This window comes from Chelativorans multitrophicus (assembly GCF_011317445.1).
GTDB lineage: Bacteria > Pseudomonadota > Alphaproteobacteria > Rhizobiales > Rhizobiaceae > Chelativorans > Chelativorans multitrophicus.
Window position 1 is genome coordinate 806,104 of sequence record NZ_JAAAPL010000001.1, and the last position, 26,438, is coordinate 832,541.

The 26,438-nt window shown below is 61.4% G+C and carries 26 protein-coding genes; 13 read left to right on the forward strand and 13 right to left on the reverse strand.

The genetic code is table 11. The annotated features are described in order from the left end of the window. Positions 1-220 precede the first annotated feature (220 nt). Complete coding sequence (locus GNP00_RS03995; RefSeq protein WP_011580106.1) at positions 221-1,339, reverse strand: site-specific DNA-methyltransferase; 1,119 nt, start codon at positions 1,337-1,339, stop codon at positions 221-223. Between the two features lie 201 nt (positions 1,340-1,540). Between GNP00_RS03995 and GNP00_RS04000 the strand changes: the two genes are divergently transcribed. Then, positions 1,541-2,230 carry an HAD family hydrolase gene (locus tag GNP00_RS04000; protein WP_011580105.1) on the forward strand — a complete coding sequence of 230 codons (690 nt, stop codon included), beginning with the start codon at positions 1,541-1,543 and terminating at the stop codon, positions 2,228-2,230. Positions 2,231-2,395: 165 nt separating this feature from the next. Here GNP00_RS04000 and GNP00_RS04005 read toward each other — a convergent pair whose 3' ends face one another. Next, entirely contained in the window at positions 2,396-2,941 is a 546-nt protein-coding gene (locus GNP00_RS04005; RefSeq protein ID WP_246259208.1) for a hypothetical protein, read from the reverse strand. Positions 2,942-3,065: 124 nt separating this feature from the next. On the opposite strand from GNP00_RS04005, the gene thrC reads away from it, so the two are divergent. The 7 genes from thrC (at position 3,066) to GNP00_RS04040 (ending at position 11,079) form a co-directional block, all read left to right on the forward strand. Further along, on the forward strand, positions 3,066-4,463 hold the full coding sequence (gene thrC / locus GNP00_RS04010; RefSeq protein ID WP_011580103.1) for a threonine synthase: 1,398 nt from the start codon (positions 3,066-3,068) through the stop codon (positions 4,461-4,463). Positions 4,464-4,477: 14 nt separating this feature from the next. After that, positions 4,478-5,770: a M16 family metallopeptidase gene (locus GNP00_RS04015; protein WP_011580102.1), complete on the forward strand. Its 1,293-nt coding sequence runs from the start codon at positions 4,478-4,480 to the stop codon at positions 5,768-5,770. Between the two features lie 14 nt (positions 5,771-5,784). Next, complete coding sequence (locus GNP00_RS04020; RefSeq protein WP_011580101.1) at positions 5,785-6,381, forward strand: GNAT family N-acetyltransferase; 597 nt, start codon at positions 5,785-5,787, stop codon at positions 6,379-6,381. 29 nt (positions 6,382-6,410) lie between these two features. After that, positions 6,411-9,278 (forward strand): EAL domain-containing protein, encoded by a 2,868-nt coding sequence (locus tag GNP00_RS04025; RefSeq protein WP_246263702.1) that lies wholly within the window; start codon positions 6,411-6,413, stop codon positions 9,276-9,278. A 160-nt stretch (positions 9,279-9,438) separates the two neighbouring features. After that, positions 9,439-9,711 carry a metal/formaldehyde-sensitive transcriptional repressor gene (locus GNP00_RS04030; RefSeq protein ID WP_011580099.1) on the forward strand — a complete coding sequence of 91 codons (273 nt, stop codon included), beginning with the start codon at positions 9,439-9,441 and terminating at the stop codon, positions 9,709-9,711. 7 nt (positions 9,712-9,718) lie between these two features. Continuing rightward, positions 9,719-10,672: a CDF family Co(II)/Ni(II) efflux transporter DmeF gene (dmeF, locus tag GNP00_RS04035; RefSeq protein ID WP_011580098.1), complete on the forward strand. Its 954-nt coding sequence runs from the start codon at positions 9,719-9,721 to the stop codon at positions 10,670-10,672. Positions 10,673-10,692: 20 nt separating this feature from the next. Next, a complete protein-coding gene (locus GNP00_RS04040; protein ID WP_011580097.1) occupies positions 10,693-11,079 on the forward strand; it encodes a YkvA family protein in 387 nt (128 codons plus the stop codon). Between the two features lie 22 nt (positions 11,080-11,101). Here the strand turns inward: GNP00_RS04040 and GNP00_RS04045 are convergent, their stop codons facing one another. Beyond that, complete coding sequence (locus GNP00_RS04045; protein ID WP_011580096.1) at positions 11,102-11,710, reverse strand: YqgE/AlgH family protein; 609 nt, start codon at positions 11,708-11,710, stop codon at positions 11,102-11,104. A 141-nt stretch (positions 11,711-11,851) separates the two neighbouring features. Between GNP00_RS04045 and GNP00_RS04050 the strand changes: the two genes are divergently transcribed. Together GNP00_RS04050 and GNP00_RS04055 are read left to right on the forward strand one after the other, a co-directional pair. Beyond that, positions 11,852-12,655: a protein-disulfide reductase DsbD domain-containing protein gene (locus tag GNP00_RS04050; protein WP_011580095.1), complete on the forward strand. Its 804-nt coding sequence runs from the start codon at positions 11,852-11,854 to the stop codon at positions 12,653-12,655. 87 nt (positions 12,656-12,742) lie between these two features. Next, positions 12,743-13,228 (forward strand): peroxiredoxin, encoded by a 486-nt coding sequence (locus GNP00_RS04055; RefSeq protein ID WP_011580094.1) that lies wholly within the window; start codon positions 12,743-12,745, stop codon positions 13,226-13,228. 13 nt (positions 13,229-13,241) lie between these two features. Here GNP00_RS04055 and rnhA read toward each other — a convergent pair whose 3' ends face one another. The 10 genes from rnhA to coxB form a co-directional block, all read right to left on the reverse strand. Beyond that, on the reverse strand, positions 13,242-13,730 hold the full coding sequence (rnhA, locus tag GNP00_RS04060; RefSeq protein ID WP_011580093.1) for a ribonuclease HI: 489 nt from the start codon (positions 13,728-13,730) through the stop codon (positions 13,242-13,244). Next, positions 13,727-14,695: a homoserine kinase gene (locus GNP00_RS04065; RefSeq protein WP_011580092.1), complete on the reverse strand. Its 969-nt coding sequence runs from the start codon at positions 14,693-14,695 to the stop codon at positions 13,727-13,729. The genes rnhA and GNP00_RS04065 overlap by 4 nt, the downstream gene beginning before the upstream one ends. 251 nt (positions 14,696-14,946) lie before the next feature. Then, positions 14,947-15,951 (reverse strand): 4-hydroxy-3-methylbut-2-enyl diphosphate reductase, encoded by a 1,005-nt coding sequence (ispH, locus tag GNP00_RS04070; protein WP_011580091.1) that lies wholly within the window; start codon positions 15,949-15,951, stop codon positions 14,947-14,949. A 50-nt stretch (positions 15,952-16,001) separates the two neighbouring features. Next, on the reverse strand, positions 16,002-16,754 hold the full coding sequence (locus GNP00_RS04075; protein WP_011580090.1) for an SURF1 family protein: 753 nt from the start codon (positions 16,752-16,754) through the stop codon (positions 16,002-16,004). 100 nt (positions 16,755-16,854) lie between these two features. After that, positions 16,855-17,736 (reverse strand): cytochrome c oxidase subunit 3, encoded by an 882-nt coding sequence (locus tag GNP00_RS04080; protein ID WP_011580089.1) that lies wholly within the window; start codon positions 17,734-17,736, stop codon positions 16,855-16,857. 1 nt (position 17,737) lies between these two features. Then, the gene (locus GNP00_RS04085) at positions 17,738-18,346 is read right to left on the reverse strand and encodes a cytochrome c oxidase assembly protein (RefSeq protein WP_011580088.1); all 609 of its coding nucleotides are present in this window, start codon (positions 18,344-18,346) and stop codon (positions 17,738-17,740) included. Between the two features lie 7 nt (positions 18,347-18,353). Then, positions 18,354-18,512, reverse strand: coding sequence for a hypothetical protein (locus GNP00_RS04090; RefSeq protein ID WP_011580087.1), 159 nt, complete (start codon positions 18,510-18,512; stop codon positions 18,354-18,356). Position 18,513: 1 nt separating this feature from the next. Next, positions 18,514-19,446, reverse strand: a complete 933-nt coding sequence (locus GNP00_RS04095; RefSeq protein ID WP_011580086.1) for a heme o synthase — start codon at positions 19,444-19,446, stop codon at positions 18,514-18,516. 59 nt (positions 19,447-19,505) lie between these two features. Continuing rightward, complete coding sequence (gene ctaD / locus GNP00_RS04100) at positions 19,506-21,158, reverse strand: cytochrome c oxidase subunit I (protein ID WP_011580085.1); 1,653 nt, start codon at positions 21,156-21,158, stop codon at positions 19,506-19,508. Between the two features lie 36 nt (positions 21,159-21,194). Continuing rightward, positions 21,195-22,058, reverse strand: coding sequence for a cytochrome c oxidase subunit II (gene coxB / locus GNP00_RS04105; protein ID WP_011580084.1), 864 nt, complete (start codon positions 22,056-22,058; stop codon positions 21,195-21,197). Positions 22,059-22,407: 349 nt separating this feature from the next. On the opposite strand from coxB, the gene GNP00_RS04110 reads away from it, so the two are divergent. The 3 genes from GNP00_RS04110 to GNP00_RS04120 all read left to right on the forward strand — a co-directional run bounded on the left by GNP00_RS04110 (position 22,408) and on the right by GNP00_RS04120 (position 26,421). Continuing rightward, positions 22,408-22,926 (forward strand): invasion associated locus B family protein, encoded by a 519-nt coding sequence (locus GNP00_RS04110; RefSeq protein WP_011580083.1) that lies wholly within the window; start codon positions 22,408-22,410, stop codon positions 22,924-22,926. Between the two features lie 360 nt (positions 22,927-23,286). Continuing rightward, complete coding sequence (gene tldD, locus GNP00_RS04115; RefSeq protein WP_011580082.1) at positions 23,287-24,702, forward strand: metalloprotease TldD; 1,416 nt, start codon at positions 23,287-23,289, stop codon at positions 24,700-24,702. Between the two features lie 249 nt (positions 24,703-24,951). After that, positions 24,952-26,421, forward strand: coding sequence for an aminotransferase class I/II-fold pyridoxal phosphate-dependent enzyme (locus GNP00_RS04120; RefSeq protein ID WP_011580081.1), 1,470 nt, complete (start codon positions 24,952-24,954; stop codon positions 26,419-26,421). Positions 26,422-26,438: the final 17 nt, after the last annotated feature.

Consider the following 26,438-nt stretch of genomic DNA (forward strand, 5'->3'; position numbering starts at 1 on the left):
AGATGTTGAAATCGCTTTCTCCCCCACCAAGGGGGGAGATAGGCACTCTGCACTTTCGCTTCTTGCAAATCGCGAACGTTCACGAATTGGCGGCAAGGCCAGCGCCAAGGATATCTCCCCCTTGGTGGGGGAGAAAGCGTTTTCCTGCAATTGCGAGCGGGCTCGTCCCGGAGCAAGTGCTTGGAAAACGCAAGAGGGGGGGCCGGTTACACCCCCAGCCCTACAGGCCGCGGCGCGCCACCTGCCGCAATTCGTCGATGGGCTTGAGCGCCCCTTTTTCCTCATAATGCCAAAAGGTCCAGCCGTTGCAGGCGTCCAGGCCCTGGACGCGGGCGCCGAGCCGGTGGATCGAGCCCGTCTCCGGGCCAACTGCGAGCGTGCCGTCGGCCCGCACATGCGCCGCCCAGCGCCTTTTGCTGTCGTAAAGCTGCATACCGGGCTTCACGAGGCCAGAGTCCAGCAGGCTCGCAAAGGCGATGCGCGGCTCCTCACGTTTTGCCGCCATCGGCGCGAGCGCGGCTTGATCCAAAGGCTCCACCGCCGCAATGCGCTCTCGGGCCGCTGCGATATAATCCGGGTCCCGCTCGATGCCGACAAAGTGGCGGCCAAGGCGCTTGGCAACCGCCCCGGTGGTGCCTGAGCCGAAGAATGGGTCGAGGACCACATCGCCTGGCTTCGTTGAAGACAGGAGCACGCGCGCAAGCAGCGCTTCCGGCTTCTGCGTCGGATGGACCTTGTTACCGTCAGCGTCTTTGAGCCGCTCCTTGCCGGTGCAGATCGGAAACAGCCAGTCCGACCGCATCTGCAGGTCGTCATTGGCGGCTTTCATGGCCTCGTAATTGAAGGTGTAGCCCTTCGCGTTGCGGTCGCGCGAGGCCCAGATCATCGTCTCATGGGCGTTCTGGAAGCGGCGGCCGCGGAAATTCGGCATCGGATTGGTCTTGCGCCAGACGATGTCGTTCAGGATCCAGAAGCCCAGATCCTGCATGATCGCGCCAACCCGGAAGATGTTGTGGTAGGAGCCGATGACCCAGACGGTTCCGTTCGGCTTAAGCACGCGGCGGGCCGCCAGAAGCCATGCTCGCGTGAAAGCGTCATAGGCGGCGAAGCTTTCGAACTGGTCCCACTCGTCGTCGACCGCATCGACCAGGGACTGGTCGGGACGATGGAGCGCCCCTTCGAGCTGGAGGTTGTAGGGCGGATCGGCGAAGATCACGTCCACCGACTTTTCGGGAAGCCGCTCAAGAGCGGCGACACAGTCGCCTTTCAGGATATCGTCCAGCCAATCGGCCTTGGCGGGAAGCGGGGAAAGCTCCTCAAGCGGACGCACAGCGGACATACGCAAAACCTCGACGCAACTTTTTACCGGCCGTTATGGTTACCGAGGAGGGTAAATATTTCCGTAAGACGGGGAACCAATTCGCTCTTATGAGAGTAGAAACCGCCGAGATAGGGCTTCACCCCTCACCGAGCCGGTTGATCCGTATGCGCTTCGGGGTTATGGCCTCGCGTCCCCTCCACTTTCGTTGATGTAGAGCCAATGCCAAAACCTGATCTCGTCATTTTCGATTGCGACGGCGTGCTCGTCGATTCCGAAATCGTCGCCGCTCGCGTCGAGGCGGAGATGCTGCGCGAGGCGGGCTACGACATCACTGCGGACGAGATTGCGGAGCGCTATTCGGGCCTTACCTTCAAGGACATCATGATCCATATCGAGAAGGAGGCGCAGATGCTCCTACAGGCCTCCATGATCAAGCAAGCGGAGGCCAAGGTCGACGAGAGGCTGCGCGCGGAGGTGAAGGCGATACCGGGCGTAGCGGAGGCGGCCGCCTCGCTTTCAGTTAAAAAATGCGTCTGCTCCAATTCGAGCGAGGAGCGAATCGCCATCATGCTCCAGCGCACGAATCTCGCGCGCTTTTTCGAAGGTGTCATCTTCTCCTCGCTCGCCACGCCCACCAAGCGGCCGAAGCCGGCGCCGGACGTGTTTCTCTATGCGGCGGAGCAGATGGGCGCGGAGCCCGCGGGGACGATCGTGATCGAGGATTCCGTCCACGGGATCATGGGGGCGAGGACCGCCGGAATGCGCGTCATCGGCTTCACCGGCGCTTCCCACAGCCACCCCCGGCACGCTTCCATGCTGATGGAGGCGGGCGCCGAAACCACGATCAGCCGCATGGCCGACCTCAAGTCCACCATTGCCGCGCTTTCGGAGTGGTCGGAGGAGGGGTGAGGACCTGCCGTCATTGCCCTCACTTTTCTAACACCTAGCCTTCGCGTTGCTCCGGCTAACGCGTTGTAATCGCTTTCTCCCCCATCAAGGGGGAGATAACGCGGCAGTCAGCCCTTGCCGCCAGTCGCCATTATTGAGAGGGAGACCTCTGCTCTTCACAGCCGGCTACCGCCCGTTGCCCTCGTCGAAGCCGACCTGCAGGGTGACGCCGCGGTCGATGCCGCCGGGCACCGGGACATCGGGCACGGTCAGCACGAATTGAGTCGCGCCGGAAATGTCGCTAACCGACACCGGATGGCGGTAAAGCTGGGAGAAGAGAACCTGATCCCCCCTCAACATGACGACGCGAAGCGGCAGGGCAACATTGCCCGCACGCCCCTTTGGCCCAGGCACGACCCTGCCCGCGATGGCGACGGTGACAGAGCCCGTCCCATAGTTGCAGGACCGGGTCGTCTCGGAGATCGAAGACAGATAGATGACCCGGTTCGGGTCATCCTCGCCGCCGCGCTCATAGGTGGTGCTGAATGCCGTGCCATCGCGAACCGTGACCGCGGGGCAATAGGCCCGCAACTCACTTTCGCGCACCGCGGTATCAGCCCCTTGGGGTTGAGCGCCTGCGCCAGTCCCACCCGCGCCGGACCCGCCAGACTGGCAGCCGGCAAGCAAAGCCGAACCGGCCAGGACCATCCCCGCAGCAAAAACTTTCTTCAACAAATGAACGCCCCCGAACTTTTCCAAGACAAGGTAGCTGTTCTATACCAACCGCTCGGTGAAATTTCGACTGCCTGTTAATAACTTCTCATGGGCGGCTCTCGCGCGGAGTAAATGAATGGCAATGGAATATGTGAGTACCCGCGGCGAGGCGCCGGTGCTGGGCTTTTCGGACGTGCTTCTCGCGGGGCTTGCGCGCGACGGCGGTCTTTATGTTCCCCGCGAATGGCCGCGCTTCTCGCCGGAGGAAATCCGCGCCCTGCGGGGCCGCCCCTATGAAGAAGCCGCCCTCACCCTGATCCGGCCGTTCATCGGCGGGGAAGTTCCAGATCAGGAACTGAAGCGCATCATCGACGAGAGTTACGCCACCTTCCGCCACAAGGCGGTCTGCCCAATCGTCCAGACCGCGCCCGGCGAGTTCGTCCTGGAGCTCTTTCACGGCCCTACCCTTGCCTTCAAGGATGTGGCGATGCAGTTCCTCGCCCGCATTATGGACCACGTGCTCGCCGAGCGGGGGCAGCGCGTGACCATCGTCGGCGCGACCTCCGGGGACACCGGCGGTGCGGCCATCCATGCATTTGCCGGATCGAAACGGGCGGATGTCTTCATCCTCTTCCCGCACGGGCGCGTGTCGCCGGTGCAGCAGCGGCAGATGACCACCTCCGGCGCGGCGAATGTGCAGGCGCTTGCGATCGAAGGGACGTTCGACGATTGCCAGGGGATGGTGAAGAGCCTCTTCAACGACCATGCCTTCCGCGACCGAATGTCGCTCTCCGGCGTCAATTCTATCAACTGGGCGCGCATCCTGGCCCAAATCGTCTACTACTTCACCTCGGCGATTTCGCTCGGCGCGCCCGACCGCTCCGTCTCCTTCACGGTGCCCACCGGAAATTTCGGAGACATTTTCGCCGGGTATGCGGCCAAGCGCATGGGCCTTCCGATCGACCGGCTGATCATCGCCACAAACGAGAACGACATTCTCGCGCGCACGCTCGACGGCGGGGAATATGCGACACGCCCCGTTATCGCCACAACTTCGCCATCGATGGACATTCAGATTTCCTCGAACTTCGAACGGCTGCTCTTCGAGGCATCCGGAAGGAAGGCGGAAGAAATCCGTGCCTATATGGATGGTCTGAAACAGTCCGGAAGCTTCACCCTGGGAAATGACACGCTCGCCAGGATCAGGGACGAGTTTGCCGCCGGCCGTGTGAGCATGGAGGAAACCGCCGCCACAATCGCCGGCACGCTTCGCGAGAGCGGATATCTCGCCGATCCGCATACGGCGACCGCGCTCAAGGTCGCGCGCGAGCACGCGCGGCCTCACGAAAACATGATCGTGCTTTCGACGGCGCATCCGGCGAAGTTTCCGCAAGCCGTCGCAGAGGCCTGCGGGATTTCGCCCGCCCTGCCCCAGTGGCTGGGCGGCTTGATGGAGAGCACGGAGACTTACACGGTCCTTCCCTCGGACCTGAAAATGGTGGAAGATCACATCAGCCGCCACGCAAGGGCGGAAGGATAGAAAGCGAGTAACATATGGGCGTAGAAGTGAGCCGTCTTTCGAACGGCTTGACGGTGGCAACCGAAACTCTTCCGCATCTTGAATCGGTTGCTTTGGGCGTGTGGGTGAAATCCGGATCGCGGAACGAGCGGGAAGACGAACACGGCATTGCCCATCTGCTCGAGCACATGGCCTTCAAGGGCACAACGAAGCGCACGGCCCTTCAAATCGCAACTGACATCGAGGATGTGGGCGGGGAGATAAACGCCGCCACCAGCGTGGAAACCACGGCTTTCTATGCCAGGGTGCTGAGGGACGACATGTCGCTTGCCATCGACATCTTGGCCGACATCCTCACCGATTCCAAATTCGATCCGCACGAGCTCGAACGCGAGCAGCACGTGATCCTGCAGGAAATCGGCGCCGCCCACGACACGCCGGACGATGCGGTTTTCGACCGTTTCACCGAGACCGCTTTCCGCCACCAGGCGATCGGCCGCTCAATCCTCGGCACGCCGGACACGGTGGCGTCCTTCACGTCCCAACAGCTCCGCCGCTTCATGGAGCGCCAGTACGGCGCCGACCGCATGGTCGTGGTCGCGGCGGGTGGTGTGACCCATGACGAATTCGTGCGGGAGGTGGAGGCTAGGCTGGGCAGCTTCCGCGACAAGGCGGATACGGCCGTTCCGCAATATTCCAACTATGTGGGCGGGGACTACCGCGAGCACCGCGATCTGATGGACGCCCAGATCATCCTCGGATTCGAGGGCCGCGCCTATCATGTGCGCGACTTCTATGCCTCGCAGATGCTGTCGATGATCCTCGGCGGCGGCATGTCCTCGCGCCTCTTCCAGGAAGTCCGCGAGAAGCGGGGGCTCTGCTACTCGGTCTATGCCTTCCATTGGGGCTTTTCGGACACCGGCGTCTTCGGCGTCCACGCCGCGACCGGGCAGAGCGACCTGGGCGAACTCATGCCTGTGATCCTGGGAGAACTGCAGAAGGCCGGCGAGAGAATCGATCAGGCGGAACTCGACCGCGCGCGGGCGCAGTATCGCGCCGGCCTCATGATGTCGCGCGAGAGCCCCGCCAGCCGCGCATCGCAGGTCGCGCGTCAGCTTCTGCTCTATGGCAGGCCCATCGAGACGGAAGAACTCATGGATCGCCTTGCGGGTATCACCGTCGAGCGGCTGGCGGATCTTTCCAACCGCCTTTTCTCCTCAAAGCCGACCGTCACGGCGATCGGGCCGGTGGGGTCGCTCGCACCCTTCGAGGCCATCCGCGATACGCTGGTAACTTCGCGTCCGGTGCTGCGCAAGCTCGCCGTCTAACTGCCCGCGCCCGCATGTTTCACTTTCCCTTCTCTCGCCGAGGCCTGCCGGCGCTTGAGGGCCCGAGAGTGCGGCTTCGCATGCCGATGGGGCGCGACTATGCCGAATGGGCGGCCCTGCGCGCCGAAAGCCGCGCTTTCCTCGAACCCTGGGAGCCCCGATGGGCTTCCGACGAGCTTTCCCACACCTCCTTTCGCCACCGGCTGCGGCGCGGCAAGCACGAATATGAGCAGGGTACCGGCGTTCCTTTCTTCATTTTCGAAACGGCTGAGGGCCGGCTCGTGGGCGGGATTTCGCTCAGCAATATCCGCCATGGCGTAGCTCAGTCGGCGAGCATCGGCTACTGGATGGGCGAGCGATATGCGGGCAAGGGGCTCATGCACGATGCCCTTCAGCAGGTTATCCCCTTCGCATTCGACCGGCTGAGCTTGCACCGGCTGGAAGCGGCCTGTATTCCCGGCAATACGCGTTCGATGCGCCTGCTTGAAAAAGCCGGATTCCAGCGCGAAGGGCTATTGCGGTCCTATTTGCGTATCAATGGCGTTTGGCAGGACCATCACCTTTATGCGCTGATTGCTGGGGAGTATCAGCCGCTACCAAGACGGGGTTGAGTTTGCTGAAGTCCAAGACCAGACCGCCGATGTCGGGTGCAATCGCCATGCTCCTATGGCTGGTGCTGGTTTTTGTTGCAGCTCCTGCATTCGCCGTCGAACCCATCAAGATCTCGCGCGAGGACGTCGCTCTCGACTTGTCGCAGGCGGTCGAGATCCACCGCGACCAGGGCGAGAATTTCCAGGTCTCCACAGCACCCGGCGCGGACGGTATCGTCAGGCGGATCGAGGTCGAGGCTCAGGATAGCCGTTCGACAGGCGACTGGGCCGTTTTCGCGCTTGCCAACACCACCGACGAGCAGCTCGACAGGCTCATCGTAGCGCCGCATTTCCGGCTGGTCGGTTCCGGTATTATCTGGCCGGACCTGGGGTCGCAGCGCATCGCCGCCATCACGCCTTCGGAGGGTTTTGCCCTCGACCGTCAGCCAAGCAGCGATGCGGATGAATTCCTGGTTACCTTGAACCCAGGCACGGTGGTCACTTTCGTGGCGGAGCTCTCGTCCCCCAACCTGCCGCAGATCTATCTATGGGACCCGGCGGCCTACAAGGATACGGTGAACTCCTACACGCTGTTCCGGGGCATCGTGATCGGGATCGCCGGTCTGCCGGCGCTGTTCCTCACCGTACTTTTCGTCGTCAAGGGAACATCGATGTTTCCCGCCACGGCCGCGCTCGCCTGGGCGATCCTTGCCTATATCTCGATCGACTTCGGCTTCCTGTCACGCATCATCGATATATCGCCCGGCAACGAGCAGCTCTGGCGGGCGGGCACCGAGGTGGCGCTCGCAGCGACTTTCGTGGTTTTCCTCTTTGCGTATCTGAACCTCGCCCGCTGGCGCAACCACTTCAGCTACGGAACACTGGCCTGGATACTCGTCCTCGTCATCATCGCCGGCGTTGCGGTTTTCGACCCGCCGATTGCGGCGGGGATCGCGCGCTTCTCTCTCGCCGCCACCGCCGTCATCGGCCTTGGCCTCATCGTTTATATGGGAATGCAGGGCTATGACCGGGCGATCATGCTCGTCCCCAGCTGGCTAATGGTTCTGGTGTGGCTCACCGGGGCATGGATGGCGGTGACGGGAACGCTGAACAACGACATCCTGCAGCCGGCCATCAGCGGCGGTCTCATCCTGATCGTGCTTCTGATCGGCTTCACCGTCATGCAGCACGCTCTTTCCGGCAGCGCGATTTTCCAGGGCCTTTTCAGCGACATGGAAAGGCAGGCGCTGGCCATCAGCGGTTCCGGCGACGTTGTCTGGGACTGGGACGTGCTGCGCGACCGCGTGACCACCAAGCCCGATATCAGCAAACAGCTCGGCCTTGCGGCAAACACGCTGCACGGACCCGCACGAAGCTGGCTGCCGCTGCTTCACTCGGACGACCGGGATACTTTCCGCACGACGCTGGACATGGTGCTGGAGCACCGGCGCGGGCGTATTGCGCAGAATTTCCGGCTACGCGGCGCGGACGGACACTATCACTGGCTGTCCCTGCGGGCTCGCCCCGTGGTGGGCTCGGACGGCGAGGTGATCCGCTGCGTGGGCACTATGGTCGATGTCACCGAACAGAAGAAGGCAGAGGAGCGCCTGCTGCACGATGCCGTGCACGACAATCTCACCGGCCTGCCCAACCGCGAGCTCTTCCTGAACCGGCTCGATGCCACCATTGCGATGGCCGGCAAGGAAAGGAAGATCCGTCCGACCGTGCTCGTCATCGACATCGACCGGTTCAAGCACGTCAATGACGAACTCGGCATCTCCGCAGGCGACACCATCCTGCTGACGATTGCGCGGCGTCTGCACCGGCTTTTAAAACCCGGCGACGCGCTCTCGCGCGTGGCGGGCGACCAATTTGCGGTCATGCTTCTTTCCGAGCAGGAACCGGCACAAATCGCCGCCATCGCGGATGCCGTGCGGCTGGCCATAAGGTCCCCTATCACCTTCGCCAAGCGCGAAATCATCCTCACCGCCTCCATCGGCCTGGTTTCCTGGACCGCGGTTCAGGCTTCGGCGGAAGAAATGATCAAGGATGCGGAATTGGCCATGTACCAGGCCAAGCGTTTCGGAGGCGACAGGATCGAGCCGTTCCGTCCGGCCTTCCGTTCCATCGGCACAGACCGGCTGCAGATGGAATCTGACCTGCGCCGGGCCGTGGACCGCAAGGAATTGAGGGTGGCCTATCAGCCGATCGTGCGGCTTGAAGACGGCACCGTCGCGGGCTTCGAAGCCCTGCTGCGCTGGGACCATCCGCGACGCGGGACGATTCCGCCGGCGGACTTCATCCCCATCGCCGAAAGCTCTGGCCTGATTGTCCAGCTTGGCCTGTTTGCGATGCAGCAGGCGGCGGAAGACCTTTATTCATGGCAGAAGCAGCTTGGGGACGTCCCGCTCTTTATGTCGGTCAACTTGTCCAGCCGTCAGTTCATCCGCCGCGACCTGGTGGGCGACGTGCGCTCCATCGTGGCGCGTGCGAACATCAAGCCGCGCTGCTTCCGGCTGGAGCTTACCGAATCCGTCGTCATGGATAATCCCGAGCAATCGTCCCACGTGCTGGCCAAACTGAAACAGCTCGGGATCGGCCTCTCCCTCGACGATTTCGGCACGGGCTATTCCTCCCTCTCCTATCTCACGCGCTTCCCCTTCGATACGATCAAGATCGACAAGACCTTTCTGAACAATCCGAGCTCGAAGGGAAACGTGCTGCTCAAATCCATGATCACCATGGCCCATGACCTTGGACTTTCCGTGGTGGCCGAGGGCGTAACCGACGAGCATGACCTCTCTCAGTTGCGCCAGATGGGCTGCGAATACGGACAGAGCTTCTATCTCGGGGCGCCCTCCGATGCAGAGTCCTGCCTGAAGCTCCTGACGGAGCAAAATCCCGTCACCGCGAGCTGATCCAAGCATCGCTTGCAGATTCCACGGGCCTTGGTTCCGCCAAGGCCGGGAATCGCAAGGCTCATGAAATACCAGCAATCGGGGCTACCTCTTCCCCGCCAAGGGAAGAGGAAACACACTCGCTTGCCATCGCCGCGCCTATAGGGTACCCCCCTATGCTATGGCACATCTACAGAAGAACAATGCGAAACTGGTTGCGAGGGTTCGCCGACTGCGCGGCCAAATGGAGGCGGTGGAGCGGGCATTAGAGGGCGGCGCTCCCTGTGGCGAAGTTCTCCATCTCGTCGCTTCCGTGCGCGGTGCGGTCAACGGGCTTACGCTCGAACTCATGGAAGATCATATCCGCTTTCATGTCGTTGATCCGGACGGGGAGGCCCCTTCCGCCGAAGGCGCGGCGGAGCTCATTGCGGCGCTGCGCACCTATATGAAGTGAGGGACCGATGAAAACGTATATGGATACCGATTCCTTCGGGCACGACCATGTCTTTCTGGGCGAGAGTCACAGGCGCAACGAGCGCCGCGTATGGCTCGTCATCGCTCTTACCGCCGCGATGATGCTGATCGAGATCGCCGCTGGCGTGATGTTCGGCTCCATGGCATTGCTGGCCGATGGCTTTCACATGTCGACCCATGCGGCGGCCATGCTGATCGCGGCAGGTGCCTATTACTACGCGCGCAAGCATGCTCATAATCCACGCTTTACTTTCGGCACCGGCAAATTCGGGGATCTTGCCGGCTTTGCGAGTGCAGTGATCCTGGCGCTGATCGCTCTTTTCATCGGTTACGAAAGCGTCATGCGCCTGACCGATCCCATTCCCATATCCTTCGGCCAGGCAATCGCCGTGGCCGTCGTCGGCCTTGTGGTGAACCTTGTCAGCGCATGGGTTTTAGGTGGTGATCAATCGCACAGCCACGGCCCTGCCCATCACGGACACCATCATCACCATGGCCACGAGAAGCACGGCACCGATCACAATATCCGCGCGGCCTATCTCCACGTTCTTGCGGATGCGCTGACATCCGCGCTCGCAATCATCGCGCTGACGCTTGGCAGCCTCTACGGCTGGATCTGGCTCGACCCGATCATGGGCGTGGTCGGCGCGCTGGTGATTGCCCGCTGGTCTTGGGGGCTTATCCGCCAGGCAGGCGCCGTTCTGCTCGACTATCTGCCGGAGGAGGAAGAACTGCCACAGGAAATTCGCGAGGCGATCGAGGCGGAGGGGGACCGGATCTCGGATCTTCATGTCTGGCAGATTGGCCCCGGCCATCATGCCGCGATCGTGTCGGTCGTTACCGAAGAACCGCGCTCCCTTTCCTTCTATCGGCAGAAGCTCGCACATATCCATGAACTGTCGCATCTGACGGTGGAGGTCGAGAGGCTTCAGCCGGCCTGAAATTCGGCACAGGGATTGTGATGAATGCCACGCTGGAGAGAATCAGGGTTTGGGCGAAGGCGCTCAAGCGCGACGTGCTGGCGCTCTGGATCGCAGCGGGGGACGCGCGAACGCCTTGGTATGCCAAGGCCGTCGCCGGAGCAGTGGCGGCCTATGCGCTGAGCCCGATCGACCTTGTACCCGACTTCATTCCCGTATTGGGATATCTGGACGATCTCATTATCGTGCCGTTCGGGATCTCGCTCGCGATAAGCCTCATCCCCGGCGATCTGATGTCGGAATACCGGCAGCAGGCTTCTTCCCGCGATGACCGACCGCGCAGCCTAACCGCCGCAACACTTATCATCGCTCTCTGGCTTTTCGCCCTAGCGGCAACTGGTTATTGGGCTTCCCTGAGGTTCCCATAAGCCGCGGGGTCGGTACGCGAGGTCAAGCGTGACCGGCAACCTGGCTCAGATGCAAGGGATCGATGCCGTTTGCGGCGAGAATCCGATCGTAGATCGTATCGATCTCGGCATCGAAAAGCAGTTCCGGCGAAGCGGGACAGGCAAGCCAACCATTGTCCGCGATTTCGGCCTCCAGCTGTCCCGCGCCCCAGCCCGAATAGCCGAGCGCCATCAACGCCTGGCTCGGGCCGCGCCCCGTCGAGATGGCGCGCAGAATATCCACTGTTGCCGTGAGGCAAATCTTCTCGGAAACGGCCATGGAGGATTCGACGACGTAGTCGTCGCTATGCAGAACAAAGCCGCGGCTGCGGTCCACCGGACCGCCACTGCGGACGGCGATATTGCGCGCACGCGCCGGCAGACGGATCGACTGGCTTCGCTCCAGAATGCCAAGCTCGACCAGAATGTCCGTGAACCCGAGCTGCTGGCCGCGATTGATGATGATGCCCATCGCGCCTTCGGCATTGTGGGCGCACATATAGATTACCGAACGCGCAAAGCGTTCATCGCGCATGCCAGGCATGGCGATGAGGAAATGGTTTTGCAGCGTGGCGCCGTAACCAATTCCGTCTGCGGAGATCGTCTGTATCATGGCTTAAACCTACTCTTTTTCGGCGAAGCTTGAAAGACGCTAGGCTGTAGTGAGCGCTGCCTTCCATGATCACATCAAAATGAGTAGCGCAGTGCCTCGCACGCGTTGCAATCATCACGCTCCACCGCCATTGTGCGCGCCATGCAATTTAGATTGACCGCCGCCCTGCCCATCCTTCTTGCCCTGATTGCGCCGGCAACCGCTTCGTCTACATCATGGATGGAGAGCGACGGGGCCGCCATCCGCATCGTGAGTTCCGGCCTCAGCGACGAAAAGGGCGCGCTGCGCGGTGCGGTCGAGATCAGGCTGAAGCCGGGTTGGAAGACCTATTGGCGCGCTCCCGGGGAAGCCGGCGTGCCGCCCGAGATCGAGCTTGCGCCGACATCGGACGCGCGGTCCGCCGAGCTCTTCTTTCCCGCGCCCGAACGCATCAGCGACGCCTATGCAAGCTGGGCCGGTTACAAGCACCCCGTGAGCCTGCCGGTGATCTTCGATTTTCCCAAGGCCGGCACTGCCGGGATCATCGAAGGTAAGATTTTCCTGGGCGTGTGCGAGACGGTCTGCATTCCGGTTGAATTACCCTTCTCTTTCGATGCGGGGACGGATCCGGACAATGCCGGCGACGCGATCGCCGTGGCGGCCGCATTCGCCGCGCTGCCTGGCCCGGCGCGCGAGGATTTCGGCGTGAGCGAAGTTCTTCGCGAACGATCTCACATGGAATTTCATGTGAAGCTGCCTCCCGACACGCAGCATCCTGCCCTTTTCGTGGCTCCGCCCGCGCAGGTGCAGATCACCATGCCCAAACTTCAGGAGCGGCAGGAGACGAGCGCCATCTTCACCGCCAAATCCTTGGGCGACCCCGCCCTATTCAAGGAGCCGCTGACAATCGAATACACGCTGGTATCGGGGGGCAAGGCGGTGGCCGGGCAAATTGCTCTTCCCTGACCGATCGCCTATGGTGCCCGGCCGCAACAGCATCTTCGATCAGGAGTTGCGTCTTAAAAGTTCTCATTGATCCCAGGGAGATATTGCATGACCATTTCCGTTGGCGAACGGCTGCCGAACGTCACCATCAAAAAGGCCACGCCCAATGGCGCCGAGGAGACGACCACGAGAGACTTCTTTGCCGGCCGCAAGGTGGTGCTATTCGGAGTGCCGGGCGCATTCACGCCCACCTGCAGCAACAGTCATCTGCCCGGCTTCATCGAAAATTACGATGCGATAGTATCGCGCGGCATCGACGCGGTGGCGGTCGTTTCGGTCAACGATGCATTCGTGATGGGTGCGTGGGCAAGGTTCACAGGCGCCGAGGACAAGCTGGTTTTCCTGGCGGACGGGAGCGGCGATTTCGCGCGCGCGGTCGGCCTCGATCTCGATCTTTCCGCGAGAGGCATGGGCCTGCGTTCGCAGCGCTATTCGATGATCGTCGAGGATGGCATCGTGAAGGCGATCAACGTCGAGGAAGTTCCCGGCCAGGCGGTGACGAGCGGCGCGGCCCGCATTCTGGAGCAGCTTTGATCAACCTCATGCTCTAGCGGCGGCGCGCGCTTCCTTCCTCGGAAGAGGCCGTGTCGCCCCCCTTTTTCTTCTTGAACGGGGCCATGCCGGCGCGGGCCAAGGCATCGGCGCGCTCGTTCTCCGGGTGCCCGGCATGGCCGCGCACCCAGTGCCAGTGCACCTTGTGGCGCCGGCGAGCCTCATCCAGAGCCTGCCAAAGCTCTGCATTCTTCACCGGCTTCCTGTCGGCCGTCCGCCAGCCATTGCGCTTCCAGCCCTCGATCCAACCGGAAATGCCGTCGCGCAGGTAGTTGCTGTCCGTGTGAAGGTCGACCTCGCAGGGCTCCTTCAAGGCTTCCAGAGCCTCGATCGCTGCGGTCAGCTCCATTCGATTGTTGGTGGTGTCCGCCTCGCCGCCGTACAGTTCCTTTTCCGTGCCGTTGTAGCGCAGAATCGCCCCCCAGCCGCCCGGACCGGGATTGCCGGAACAAGCGCCATCGGTGAAGATCTCGATCCGCTTCACGCCAGTTCGATCCCGTATTCAGAGGCGGTCCTGACCTGCCGGTGAAAGCGCAGCCGGCGCAGATATTCCAGCGGATCGCGCTTTTTCACCAGCGCGCCATCGGGGATCGTCAGCCAGTCATAAAGACGCGTCAGCATGAAACGGAGCGCGGATCCGCGCGCCAGCAGAGGCAGCATCTCGATCTCCTCCCGCGTCAGCGGACGCACCGCCTGGTAGCCTGCCAAAAGTGCAGCTCCCTTGGTGAGATTGTAGGAAATGTCCTTCTCGAAACACCAAGCGTTGAGGCAGGTGGCAAGGTCGTAGGCCAGGAGGTCGTTGCAGGCAAAATAAAAATCGATCAGCCCGGAAAGCTCGCCTCCCAAGAAGAAGACATTGTCGGGGAAAAGGTCAGCATGGATGACGCCGGAAGGCAGATCCTTGGGCCAGTCTCTCTCCAGGAGGGCAAACTCGGCATCCACCTCCCGGGCGAGGCCAGGCTCCACCTCATCCGCGCGCGCTTTTGCGCCCTCCCAAAGCCGCCGCCACCCTTCCGGGCCGAGCGCGTTTGGACGCTTCAAGGGGAAGTCCTCCGCGGCCTGGTGCAGGTCCGCAAGCGCCTTGCCCACCTGCCCGCAATGCAGGGCGGTCGGCCGGCGCATCCACATCCCTTCAAGAAAGGTAATGAGCGCGGCCGGCCGGCCGGCAAGCTCGCCGATCAGGCCGTCGTCAAGCCGTTTGACCGGCAGCGGGCAGGACACGCCCTTTCTCGCCAGATGCTCCATCAAGCCGAGGAAGAAGGGCAGATCGCTCCGGTCGACCCGCCGCTCATAAAGGGTCAGGATATAGGCGCCAGCCGTCGTGTGCAGGAGATAATTGGAGTTTTCCGTCCCTTCCGCGATGCCCTTGTAGGACAGAAGCTTGCCAACCGGATAATGGCGCAGGAATGCGGTAAGTTCCTCTTCGGAAATATCTGTATAGACGGCCATTTAATGTACCAGGAGAAATCTGTGCAGAGGGTTCTGCCATTCTGCACCCCCCTCTGGCCTGCCGGCCATCTCCCCCTCAAGGGGGGAGATCGGCTGCCACGATTGCTTTCGCCGAGTTTCACCGTTGCTGTGTCCATGCTGAAGCAAGCGGTCGGCGTAATCTCCCCCCCTGAGGGGGAGATGGCCGGCAGGCCAGAGGGGGGTGTGAATAAGCGCCATCCTTCTCCACTCAGCCGAATGAGCCATTCGTCCTATCCCACGCCATTGACGAAGGCCATGTCCGCCTTGGTCAGCTCCACGTCGCGCAGTGCCCGCATAACGGGAAAATTCTCCGGTTCCTCCGCCGTGATGGCGAGTTCCACCGATACGTCATAACTGTCGGCAAAGGCGGCGATTATCTCGTCCACGATGATTTCCGGCGCCGAAGCCCCCGCAGAAAGCCCGAGCACCGAAAGGTCGGCGATTTCTTCCCACGGAATTTCCGAGGCCCGCTGCACCAGGAGCGCACGCCTGGCCCCTGCCCGTTCCGCCACTTCGACCAGGCGGCGGGAATTGGAGGAATTGGGCGCGCCAACGACCAGGAAAAGATCCGAACCCGGCGCGGCTGCCTTCACGGCGTTCTGCCGGTTGGTCGTCGCATAGCAGATGGATTCCGCAGCCGGAGCATGGATGTTATCGAATCTGCGCTCCAGCGCACTGATAATTTCCGCCGTATCTTCCAGCGAAAGCGTGGTTTGACTTACATAGCCAAGCTCGACGCCCGCAGGCGGAGGGAAGTGAAGTGCATCCTCCACCGTCTCGATCAGTGTGACGGCACCGTGAGGCAACTGGCCCATGGTGCCGATCACTTCCGGGTGGCCGGCATGGCCGATCAGAAGCACGTGGCGGCCGAGGCGCTGGTGCCGCATGGCCTGCTTGTGCACCTTCGAAACCAGGGGGCAGGTCGCATCGAGATAGAAGAGATTGCGCGCCTGGGCATCGGCCGGCACGGATTTGGGCACGCCGTGGGCCGAAAAGACGACCGGGCGCTCGCGATGCTCCTCGGGGATCTCGTCCAGATCCTCGATGAAGATGGCGCCGCGCTGCTGCAGACCTTCGACCACGTAGCGGTTGTGCACGATCTCGTGGCGCACATAGACGGGGGGCCCGTATTTCTTGAGCGCGAGCACGACGATTTGGATCGCCCGGTCAACACCAGCGCAAAAGCCACGCGGGCCGCACAGCCTTATCGTCAATTTCTGCTTGTCCGCGCTCATTCGATGCCTCTGTTTCACCGCCGGTAAGTGGGAGTGGCCGGCATTCCCTGTCAAGCCTGTTCGCGACCCCCGTTCCGCCCGCGGCGGAACCAGACCACCAAAACGCATACCAAAGCAAATGCCAGCCCGTACCAGGTGAGCGCATATTGCAGGTGGTTGTTGGGCAGGTTTATGAGGGTGACACCGCCCACGGGCAAGCCGCCGGGATTGGGAGCGTCGCCGGCATCCACATAAAAGGGATAGGTTTCCGACGCGTCGAGCCCCGCCGAAGCGGTCATCGCGCCGAGATCCTTCCAATAGAAGATGTTCTTGGCCAGATCATTGTCGGGAACCAGGAAAGAAGGTTTTTGCGCCGGCGCGGCGCGCGCCAGCCCGACGATCGCGATCTCGCCTCCCACCTGCCCCTGCTGCCGCACCGCGGGGTCTTTGCGGTCATAGGGTACGAAGCCGCGATTGACAAAAATATACCTGCCGTTCCCGAGCCGAAGAGGGGTGTGCACGAAGAAGCCGGACTGGCCCTCCCAGGTGGCAAGATAATGGCGCTCGCGCTCATGCAGGAATGTGCCCGAAAGAACGACCGGGCGGTAATCGACATCCCCTCCCCGCTCATAAACGCTGGAAATTTCGTCGAGCGGCACCGGCTCAGAAGCGATGCGCTCATCGATCCGGGCAAGCAGATCCTCCTTCCAGTGGAGACGCTGGACCTGCCAGGTGCCGAGCGCGAGCAGAATGAGCAGAACGGGGACACTGAAGGCAAGCAGCAGCCAGACACGCCGTCTTTCACCATTATGCTCAACAGTCATTCGGCCGGTCCAAGCACTCTTTCCGCCCTATTGCGGTATTCCAAAAAGCAAGGGGCAGCCGCCTTCCCAGCGGCCGCCCCCTTTGCATTCAAAGCTCTTCCTAATGCGCGATTGTGGCACCCGCCGACGCCCAGACATAGATGAAGGCGAAGAGGAACAGCCAGACCACGTCGACGAAGTGCCAATACCAGGCCGCAGCCTCGAAACCAAAGTGCTGCTTCGGCGTAAACTGCCCCGCCATGGCCCGAAGAAGGCAGACGGCAAGGAAGATGGTGCCGACGATCACGTGGAAACCATGGAAGCCGGTCGCCATGAAGAAGGTAGCGCCATAGATGGAATCGCTGAAGGCAAACGGCGCGTGCATATATTCATAGGCCTGCACGAAGCTGAAGAGGATGCCAAGCGCCACGGTGACGGCAAGCCCGGCCACGAGCCCCTTGCGGTCGTTCTCAAGCAACGCATGGTGCGCCCAGGTGACCGTCGTGCCCGACAGCAGCAGGATGATCGTGTTGTAAAGCGGCAGGTGGAAAGGATCGAGCACTTCCACCCCGTGCGGCGGCCAGGTTCCGCCCGTGAACTCCGCGCGGCTTACCTGAGATGGATCGCCAGGGAAGAGGCTTGCATCGAAAAACGCCCAGAACCACGCCACGAAGAACATAAGCTCGGAGGCGATGAACATGATCATGCCGTAGCGCAGATGAAGCGATACGACAGCCGTATGATGCCCTTCCTGCCCTTCCCTGATCGTGTCGCTCCACCACGAGAACATGGTGTAGAGGATGATCAGGAGGCCGATCAGGAACAGCCAGAACCTTGATGCCGCAAGGTCGATCCCGAAGACCGGGAACGAGCTGCCCTGTGCCGCTTTCATCCACGCGATGGCACCCAGCGCCATGACTAGCGCGCCGACGGAGGCGATGAATGGCCAGGGGCTCGGATCGATGATGTGGTAATCGTGTTTTTTTGCGTGGGCGTCTGCCATTTTATCCCCCGAGCTTCTGGGTCTTTGCCGCACCTTCAGCCGGCCCTTCCGCCGACTCCTGATTATTCGGGTAGAAGGTGTAGGAAAGCGTGATGGTCTTCAGATTTTTCAGTTCCGGTACGTTCACGATCTCTGGATCGACAAAGAACTGCACCGGCATTTCATAGGTTTGCCCCGGCTCCAGCGACTGTTTTGTGAAGCAGAAGCATTCGATCTTGTTGAAATAGGCTCCCGCCAAAGCGGGCGCGACATTGTAGGTGGCCGTGCCCGTTGTCGTGGTCGGGGCGTTGTTGCGGGCGACATAGGCGATTTCCGTCGTCTCGCCGATCCGCAGCGTGATCTCGCGCTGCTTGGGCTTGAACTCCCAGGGAACGCCGCTGGTGTTCGCATCGAAACGCACATTGATCGTCCGGTCGAGGATGGTGTCCGAATACTGCTCCACCCGCTGGGTCGTGCCTCCGTAGCCAGTGACCTGGCAGAAAAGCCGGTAAAGCGGCACGGCGGCGAAGGACATGCCCACCATCGCCACGAAAACCCCGGCGCAGACAAACGCGACACCGCGGTTGCGCCGGTCGCGAGTGACTTCGGAAGGATTGGCAGGGCTCGTCATCCTATCCTCACATCCCCCGGCTAAAGACGGCCGGGCCAAGCTTGAGCACCGTACCCAGGTAAACGATGACCACGAAGGCGATCAGCGCAAGAGCGATCGCAATCGACCGGCTGCGTCGGGCCTTCAACTGAGCCTCCGTCGGCTTCACGCGATCCTTGTCCGGCATCTCAGGCTCCGAACCGCTCGACAAGGCCGTCACACAGCAGCGCAGCGAAGATGGCGAAGAGGTAGAGAACCGAATAGCCGAAAAGCGCCTTTTCGGGCCGCAGCGCCGGGTCCTGCCCCTTGGCCGCCAGCACGCGCCAGGAATACCAGACAAAAGCGACGCCGAGCGCCGCGGCAACAGCACCGTAAGACAGGCTCGCGAACCCCATGGCCGTGGGCAGAACGCCGCTCACTGCCACCAGAACAGAATAGGCAAAAATTTGCCTGCGCGTCGAAGCGGCACCCGCGACATTGGGCATCATCGGGACACCCGCCCGCTCATAATCGCCTTCCTTGAAGAGAGCGAGCGCCCAGAAATGCGGCGGGGTCCAAAGGAAGATGATCAGGAAAAGCACCAGGCTTTCCAAACTGACGCTTCCGGTCATGGCCGCCCAGCCGACAACCGGGGGCAGCGCGCCCGCGGCCCCGCCGATCACGATGTTCTGCGCCGTCGAGCGCTTCAGCCACATCGTGTAGATCACCACATAGAAGAAGATGGTGAAGGCAAGCAGGCTCGCGGCGAGCCAATTGGCCATCAGCCCGAGTGTGCCGACGGAGAAGGCCGAAAGAAAAAGACCGAAGCCCAGCGCCTCGCCGGGGGCGATGCGGCCAGCGGGCACCGGTCTTCCGGCCGTGCGCGCCATCACGGCATCGATATCGGCATCGTACCACATGTTGAGCGCGCCCGACGCCCCCGCGCCCACGGCAATGGCCAGGATGGAAATCAGCGCGAGGAACGGGTGAGGATTTGCGGGCGCCAGCACCATGCCCACAAAGGCGGTGAAGACGACGAGCGACATGACGCGCGGCTTCAAAAGCGCGATGAAGTCGCCGGCAGTCGCCTCGGAGAGGCGGCCCGCGTCTTCCTTCATATGCTCGCGCTCGACCAGTGCCATGCTTTTCTGTCGCCTATAACTAGCGCGGCCCGGGATCTATCCAGGCCGCGCGATGCTCCTTAGCGGATTCTCGGCAGCTCTTCCCATTGGTGGAAGGGCGGCGGCGAGGGAAGCTGCCATTCGAGCGTGGTTGCACCTTCACCCCAGGGATTGGCGCCTGCGACACGCTTCTTCGCGAAGGCCTCCATCACGCCATAGAGGAATACCAGCACGCCAATGGCCGCCAGATAGGAACCGTAGGAAGAAACCTGGTTCCAACCCGCGAAGGCATCCGGGTAGTCAATATAGCGGCGGGGCATGCCGGAAAGGCCCAGGAAATGCTGCGGGAAGAAGATCAGGTTCACGCCGATGAAGGTGATCCAGAAATGCAGCCGGGCGATGAAGGAGTTGTACATGTAGCCCGTCATCTTCGGGAACCAGTAGTACCAGGCGGCGAAGATGGCGAACACCGCACCCATCGAAAGCACGTAATGGAAGTGCGCCACGACATAGTAGGTGTCGTGCATGGCCCGGTCCAGGCCGGCATTGGCGAGCTGAACGCCGGTCACGCCGCCGACGGTGAACAGGAAGATGAAGGCGATCGCCCACAGCATCGGCACGCGGAAGGAGATCGAACCGCCCCACATGGTGGCGATCCAGGAGAAGATCTTCACGCCCGTCGGAACCGCGATCACCATGGTGGCGAAGACGAAGTAGCGCTGCGTGTCTAGCGAGAGGCCGGTGGTGTACATGTGGTGCGCCCACACGACGAAGCCGATCGCGCCGATGGCTACCATCGCATAGGCCATTCCGAGGTAGCCGAAGACCGGCTTGCGCGAGAAGGTCGATACGATGTGGCTGACGATGCCGAAGCCGGGCAGGATCAGAATATAAACCTCAGGGTGACCGAAGAACCAGAACAGATGCTGGAACAGGATGGGGTCACCGCCGCCATCCGGCGCGAAGAAGGTCGTGCCGAAATTCCGGTCGGTCAGAAGCATGGTGATGCCGCCCGCCAGGACCGGCAGGGAGAGGAGCAGCAGGAACGCCGTGATGAGCACCGACCAGGCAAAGAGCGGCATCTTATGCAGCGTCATGCCCGGCGCGCGCATGTTGAAGATGGTGGTGATGAAGTTGATGGCGCCAAGGATCGACGAGGCACCCGCGATGTGCAGCGCCAGGATTCCAAGATCCACGGCGGGGCCAGGGTGACCGACGGTCGACAGAGGCGGATAGATGGTCCAGCCGGTGCCGGCGCCATAGCCGCCCGGAGCGCCCGGCACGAACATGGACAAGAGCAGCAGAATGAAGGCTGGCGGCAGGAGCCAGAACGAAATGTTGTTCATGCGCGGAAACGCCATGTCCGGCGCGCCGATCATGATCGGTACCATCCAGTTGGCGAACCCGCCGATGAGCGCCGGCATGACCATGAAGAAGATCATGATGAGGCCGTGGCCGGTGGTGAAGACGTTGTACATCTCCTTGCCGGCATCGACGGCGGCCGCGCCCTCATATCCATAGACCATTGAAGCGAGGCCATGGAAAATCTGGATTCCGGGCTCCGCGAGCTCCCAGCGCATCATCACCGACAGAAAGCCGCCGATGATGCCCGCAATGATCGCGAAGATCAGGTAAAGCGTGCCGATATCCTTATGATTGGTGGAGTAGACCCAGCGGACCCAGCCTCTCGGCTTGTGGTCGTCGTGGTCGCTAATCGCTGCAGCGCCTGCCATATCCTACCGCTCCATTATCCTTTGGTCGCTCTGCCGCTACTGGGCGGCGGCGATCTTGTCCTTGCCGTTTTCGATTGCCGCCATCAAAGCGCGATTGGCGCCGGTAAGATCCTGCTGCGCGGCGGCATACCAGGTCTGGTACTGTTCCTGCGACACGACGCGAATGGCAATCGGCATGAATGCGTGGTCCTTGCCGCAAAGCTCCGAGCACTGACCGTAGTAAAGCCCCTCTCGCTCAGCCTTGAACCAGGTCTCATTGATGCGCCCCGGAACGGCGTCGACCTTTATGCCGAAGGAGGGCATGGCGAAAGCGTGGATGACGTCGCTCGCCGTCACCAGCAGGCGCACCGTCGTGTTGACCGGCACAACAACCTCGTTGTCGACCGCAAGAAGGCGCGGATACTGCGCCACATTTTCCTTGCCGGCGCCTGCACGGTCACCATCCTGCAGCAAAAGCGAGGTGAAGCTGAGCGGGTTTTCCGCATCCTGGTATTCATAATCCCAGTACCACTGCACGCCCGTCGCCTTCACCGTCAGCGTGGGTTCCTCATCGGGCGTGTACTGATGGGTCAGGAGCTGGAAGGAAGGAATCGCAAGGAACAGGAGCACCACCACGGGTCCGACGGTCCACAGCACCTCGATCAGCGTATTGTGGCTGGTGCGCGAGGGCACCGGATTGGCGCTCGCGCGGTAGCGGAAGATACACCAAGCCAGCAGCGCCATCACGAGGAGCACGATCGGGCCGACAAACCAGAGCGTGTATTCCTCAAACCAGGTGATTTCCCGCATAATTTCCGTCGCGGCACTCTGGAAGCGCATTTCCCAAGGCTGCGGCTGTGCGGCGAAAGCACCGCTCGCGGAAAGCGACAGAGCCCCAACGCCTGCTGCAAATTTCTTCATCACCCTCGTCATCTCCCGATCAACCCGCCTACCGCGGCTGCTCGATTGCGCTATGGCAAAATGCAGCGCCCCCGGAAAGCCCTGTTGAGATTCCTGGCTCTTATGGGCGCGTTCAAATCATACTCTTATAAGAACCGCAAGAAAGGCGTCTTGCCTCAGATGCGGCATTTTTGCGCTGGCGCCATGGCAGGCATGGGAGGCGCGGGTGCAAGGCCGCGCCGCAGTTCTGTCCGATTCCTGGGGAAATGTGAGAGTAACGCATGGCCGCCCGGTCGATCCTGCGCAGCGCCCTTCCCGCCTGGCGAGCGGCAGGGTAAATTGTCCCGATTCGGAGAGTAGTGAGGTTCCTATGCGTCTGTTGGCATGTGCGGCGACGATTGCCCTGATCCTGAGCACGGCACTTCCTTCTGCCGCCCAACAGCAACAGCCTCAGCAAAGCGGCAATGTGCGTTCCACCCATGGCGCCTGGTCGATCGTCTGCGATACGCCGGCAGGCGCTTCCAGCGAACAATGCGCGATGATGCAGAATGTGGTGGCGGAAGACAGGCCGGAGGTTGGCCTTTCTGTCGTCGTTCTTCGCACCGCCGACAACAAGGCCGAGCTCCTGCGTGTTCTGGCGCCGCTCGGCGTGTTGCTCCCCAACGGGCTCGGGCTGAACGTGGACGGCAAGGATATCGGCAGGGCCTATTTCGTCCGCTGCTTCCAGGACGGCTGCTATGCGGAAGTTATTCTGGAAGATCAGCTTCTGCAGACGCTCAGGACCGGGAAGTCGGCCACTTTCATCGTGTTCCAGACGCCGGAGGAAGGAATCGGCATTCCTGTCGACCTCAACGGTTTCGGCGAAGGCTTCGACGCCCTGCCGCGCTAGCCGCATTTCACTGCGCCGTTGGGGGGCAGGTAATTGTCCTGAACTTTGATGGACGCATCATGGGACAGGTTCTTGCCTCTTCGCGCCCCCCTCTGGCCTGCCGGCCATCTCCCCCACGAGGGGGGAGATCGGCTGTCATCAGCACTTTCGCCAATCACTGGCGTTGCAGAAAGAGTGGAGAGACGGCGGCCGGCATAATCCCCCCCCTTGTGGGGGAGATGGCCGGCAGGCCAGAGGGGGGCGCGAAGGGGCTCAGCATCTCCACGCAAGGCAAATTCGGGCCAAAGCAATCCGCGCAAGGGCTGGATCATCCCGCCGCTCCTCTCTACATGGATGAGGTGAAAAAGAGGATACCGCCCCATGTCCCGTTCCCTCATCGATTCGTTCGACACCTCGCCCGAAAAGCTCAAATCCATCGTATCGCAGACCATTTCCGGCGCGGATGACGGCGAATTGTTCCTGGAATACCGCGAGGGCGAGGCGCTGGTCTTCGACAATGGACGGCTGAAAACGGCGAGCTTCAACACCGACATGGGTTTCGGATTGCGCGCCGTTGCCGGCGAGGCGACGGGCTATGCCCATTCTCGCGATCTGTCCGAGGCGGCGCTGCTGCGCGCGGCCGACGCGGTTTCCGCCGTAAAGCACGGCTATTCGGGCACTCTGGCCGCACCACCCGCCGGCACGAATCAGCACCTTTATGGCGAGGACAATCCAATCGCCGCTCCCGGCTTTGAGGAAAAGGCGAAGCTCCTTCAGGACATCGACGGCTGGCTGCGCGCCAAGGACCCCCGTGTGCGGCAGGTCACCGCCTCGCTCGCCGCTTCGTGGCAGCAGGTGGAAATCCTGCGCGCGGACGGGCATATCGCGCGCGATATCCGCCCGCTGGTGCGCATGCATATTTCCGTGGTGGTCGGCGACGGAGACCGGCAGGAAAGCGGCTCCTACGGGATGGGCGGGCGCAAGAGCTTCAGCGAATTCATCGCCGAAGATTCCTGGCGCCACGCGGCGGGCGAAGCGCTGCGGCAGGCGCTTGTCAATCTGGAGGCCGTCCCCGCCCCGGCCGGCACCCTCGACATCGTGCTTGCCAATGGCTGGCCCGGCGTGATGTTGCACGAGGCGGTGGGCCACGGGCTCGAGGGCGACTTCAACCGCAAGAAAACCTCTGCCTTTGCCGGTCTGATGGGGAGCCAGGTGGCCGCCAAGGGCGTAACAGTCGTGGATGACGGCACCATCGCCGAGCGGCGCGGATCGCTTACCATCGACGACGAGGGCACGCCCACCAACCGCACGGTGATGATCGAGGATGGCAAGCTGGTGGGCTATATGCAGGACCGGTTGAATGCCCGGCTCATGGGTATGCGGCCGACCGGCAACGGCCGCCGCGAATCCTACGCCCATGTGCCCATGCCGCGCATGACCAACACCTATATGCTAGGCGGCGACCGAACGCCGGAGGAGATCATCGCCTCCGTCAAGAAGGGCATTTATGCCGTGTCCTTCGGCGGCGGACAGGTGGACATCACCTCGGGCAAGTTCGTCTTCGACTGCACCGAGGCCTATATGATCGAGGACGGCAAGGTGACACGACCGGTCCGCGGTGCAACGTTGATCGGCAACGGACCGGAGGCCATGAAGCGCGTCTCCATGATCGGCAATGACATGAAGCTCGATACGGGCATCGGCATGTGTGGCAAGGCGGGGCAAGGCGTTCCCGTCGGCGTCGGCCAGCCGCATTTGAGAATGGACCAGATGACCGTGGGCGGCACGCAGGCCTGAGCCTTCTGCCTCTGGAAAGTTAAGCGGATCAATCTCCAACCATGGGTAGGCATCTACTCCGCACTAGACTACGCGGAGTAGAAAAAGCCATGTTTTTGTCTTTAAAACTGTATTTTTCTCACAATCAAAGATTGCGGGATATCCAAAAACAACATCACAAATACTTCAATTTCACGAATTCTATATAATAAATTAATAGAACCGTTATTAACATTGATTAGTCCTTCATTTGTCATGTAGGAGGGCATCATGAACGAGTATCCATTTACTCAATCAAAACACACCGTTTCTTCGTCATTTTTGCAGAGCCATATACGCGGCGCGGCGGACCATCTCGCCAATGATTCAGAGGAACTGCGTCAATGCTCCCCGGAACAAGTTCTTTATAAAGAATATGTCGATGCCGGCTCGCCGCACGGACCGGCTCTCTATGCGGTCAAGGGTGAGCACTGGAACGGAGTGAGTCCAAAGTTCCTGGAATTCGTAAATGAATTCCGCTTTTCACGCGAAGTCATGGGCTATTCCGAATGCGGATATGGCATCCAGCGCCACCGTGACTTCATGCGTGATTTGATCTTGCGCGAGCACGATTTGCAGGGCCGTACAGCGCCTGGAAGCCTGGACATCGATGTCGGCTGCCTTGCGATGACGACGCGCATGGCCATGTACGACATGGCCAAGGTGGCCATCAAACATTCGCGCCAGGTCTTTCCGGGCAGGAAGCCCGTTGCTCTTGTTCCCACTCCGGGCTGGGATTACCGCGGCATCTTTAAGGATGTGGGCTTCGAAGTCGTTTATCTTCCGATTCGGCCCGACAATGGCTGGCAGCCCGATATCGACGAGTGGAAATTCATTGTCCAAGGGCTCCAGGATCAGGACGGGGTTCATATCGCCGTCGCCGTAAGCAACCCGCAGCACAATCCAACCGGAATGCAGTGGCCGATCGAGATCACGACCTTCCTGCTGGAACTTTGCGCAGAGACGTCGGGATATCTGCTGCTCGACGATGCCTATTACAAGGTGCATGATCCGCGCGTGCCGCTTGTCAATCACCTCAAAGGCATTCTCGGCCGATTCGATGAGCTGAACGGCAATAATGCTCTGGTGCGTTCAGGCGCCTTCGATCGCTGGATGGCGACGCGCCCATTCGGCAAGCAGTTCAGCAGCAACACAATGGGCGTGGCCGCGATCACCACCTCGCCGAAGCTCCTGCGGCAGCTTGCACGGGAATCGTGGATCAATCGCTACCATTGCAATACGCATAACGCCGAACTGATGTGCGCTTGGCTTGCAACCAAGGAAGCCGCCGAGTGGACCTTGGAGACAGGTCTTTTTTACGCACGGCAGAAAGCCTATGTGCGCCAGCAATTGGTGGAAACGATGGGCTGGCCTCGCGAAAGCGTGTGCGTCGGTCCCTCGACTTCCTACATGCTTTTTGAAGTTCCAGCCATTTACCAGACGCCTGAGGCGGGAATCGACCGATTCCGTGACGATTTATTCTATGCCACCGGCACCCTGCTCTGTGCGTCTCTCTTCAATCAGGCCGCCCCGGCGCCTTATGTGCGGCTGCATCTTGGCAGCCATTACGATGTGATCGACGAGTTCCTTGCCCGCTGGCGCGCCGCCGGCCTGAACTATCATCAAAAGGAGCTCTTTCCGGGGCGTGCCGCCTTGAACCAACCTGTGGGAGCGCAGGAAATGCACCGGCTCGCTTCCTAAGGTCGGGGGGAGCGGTT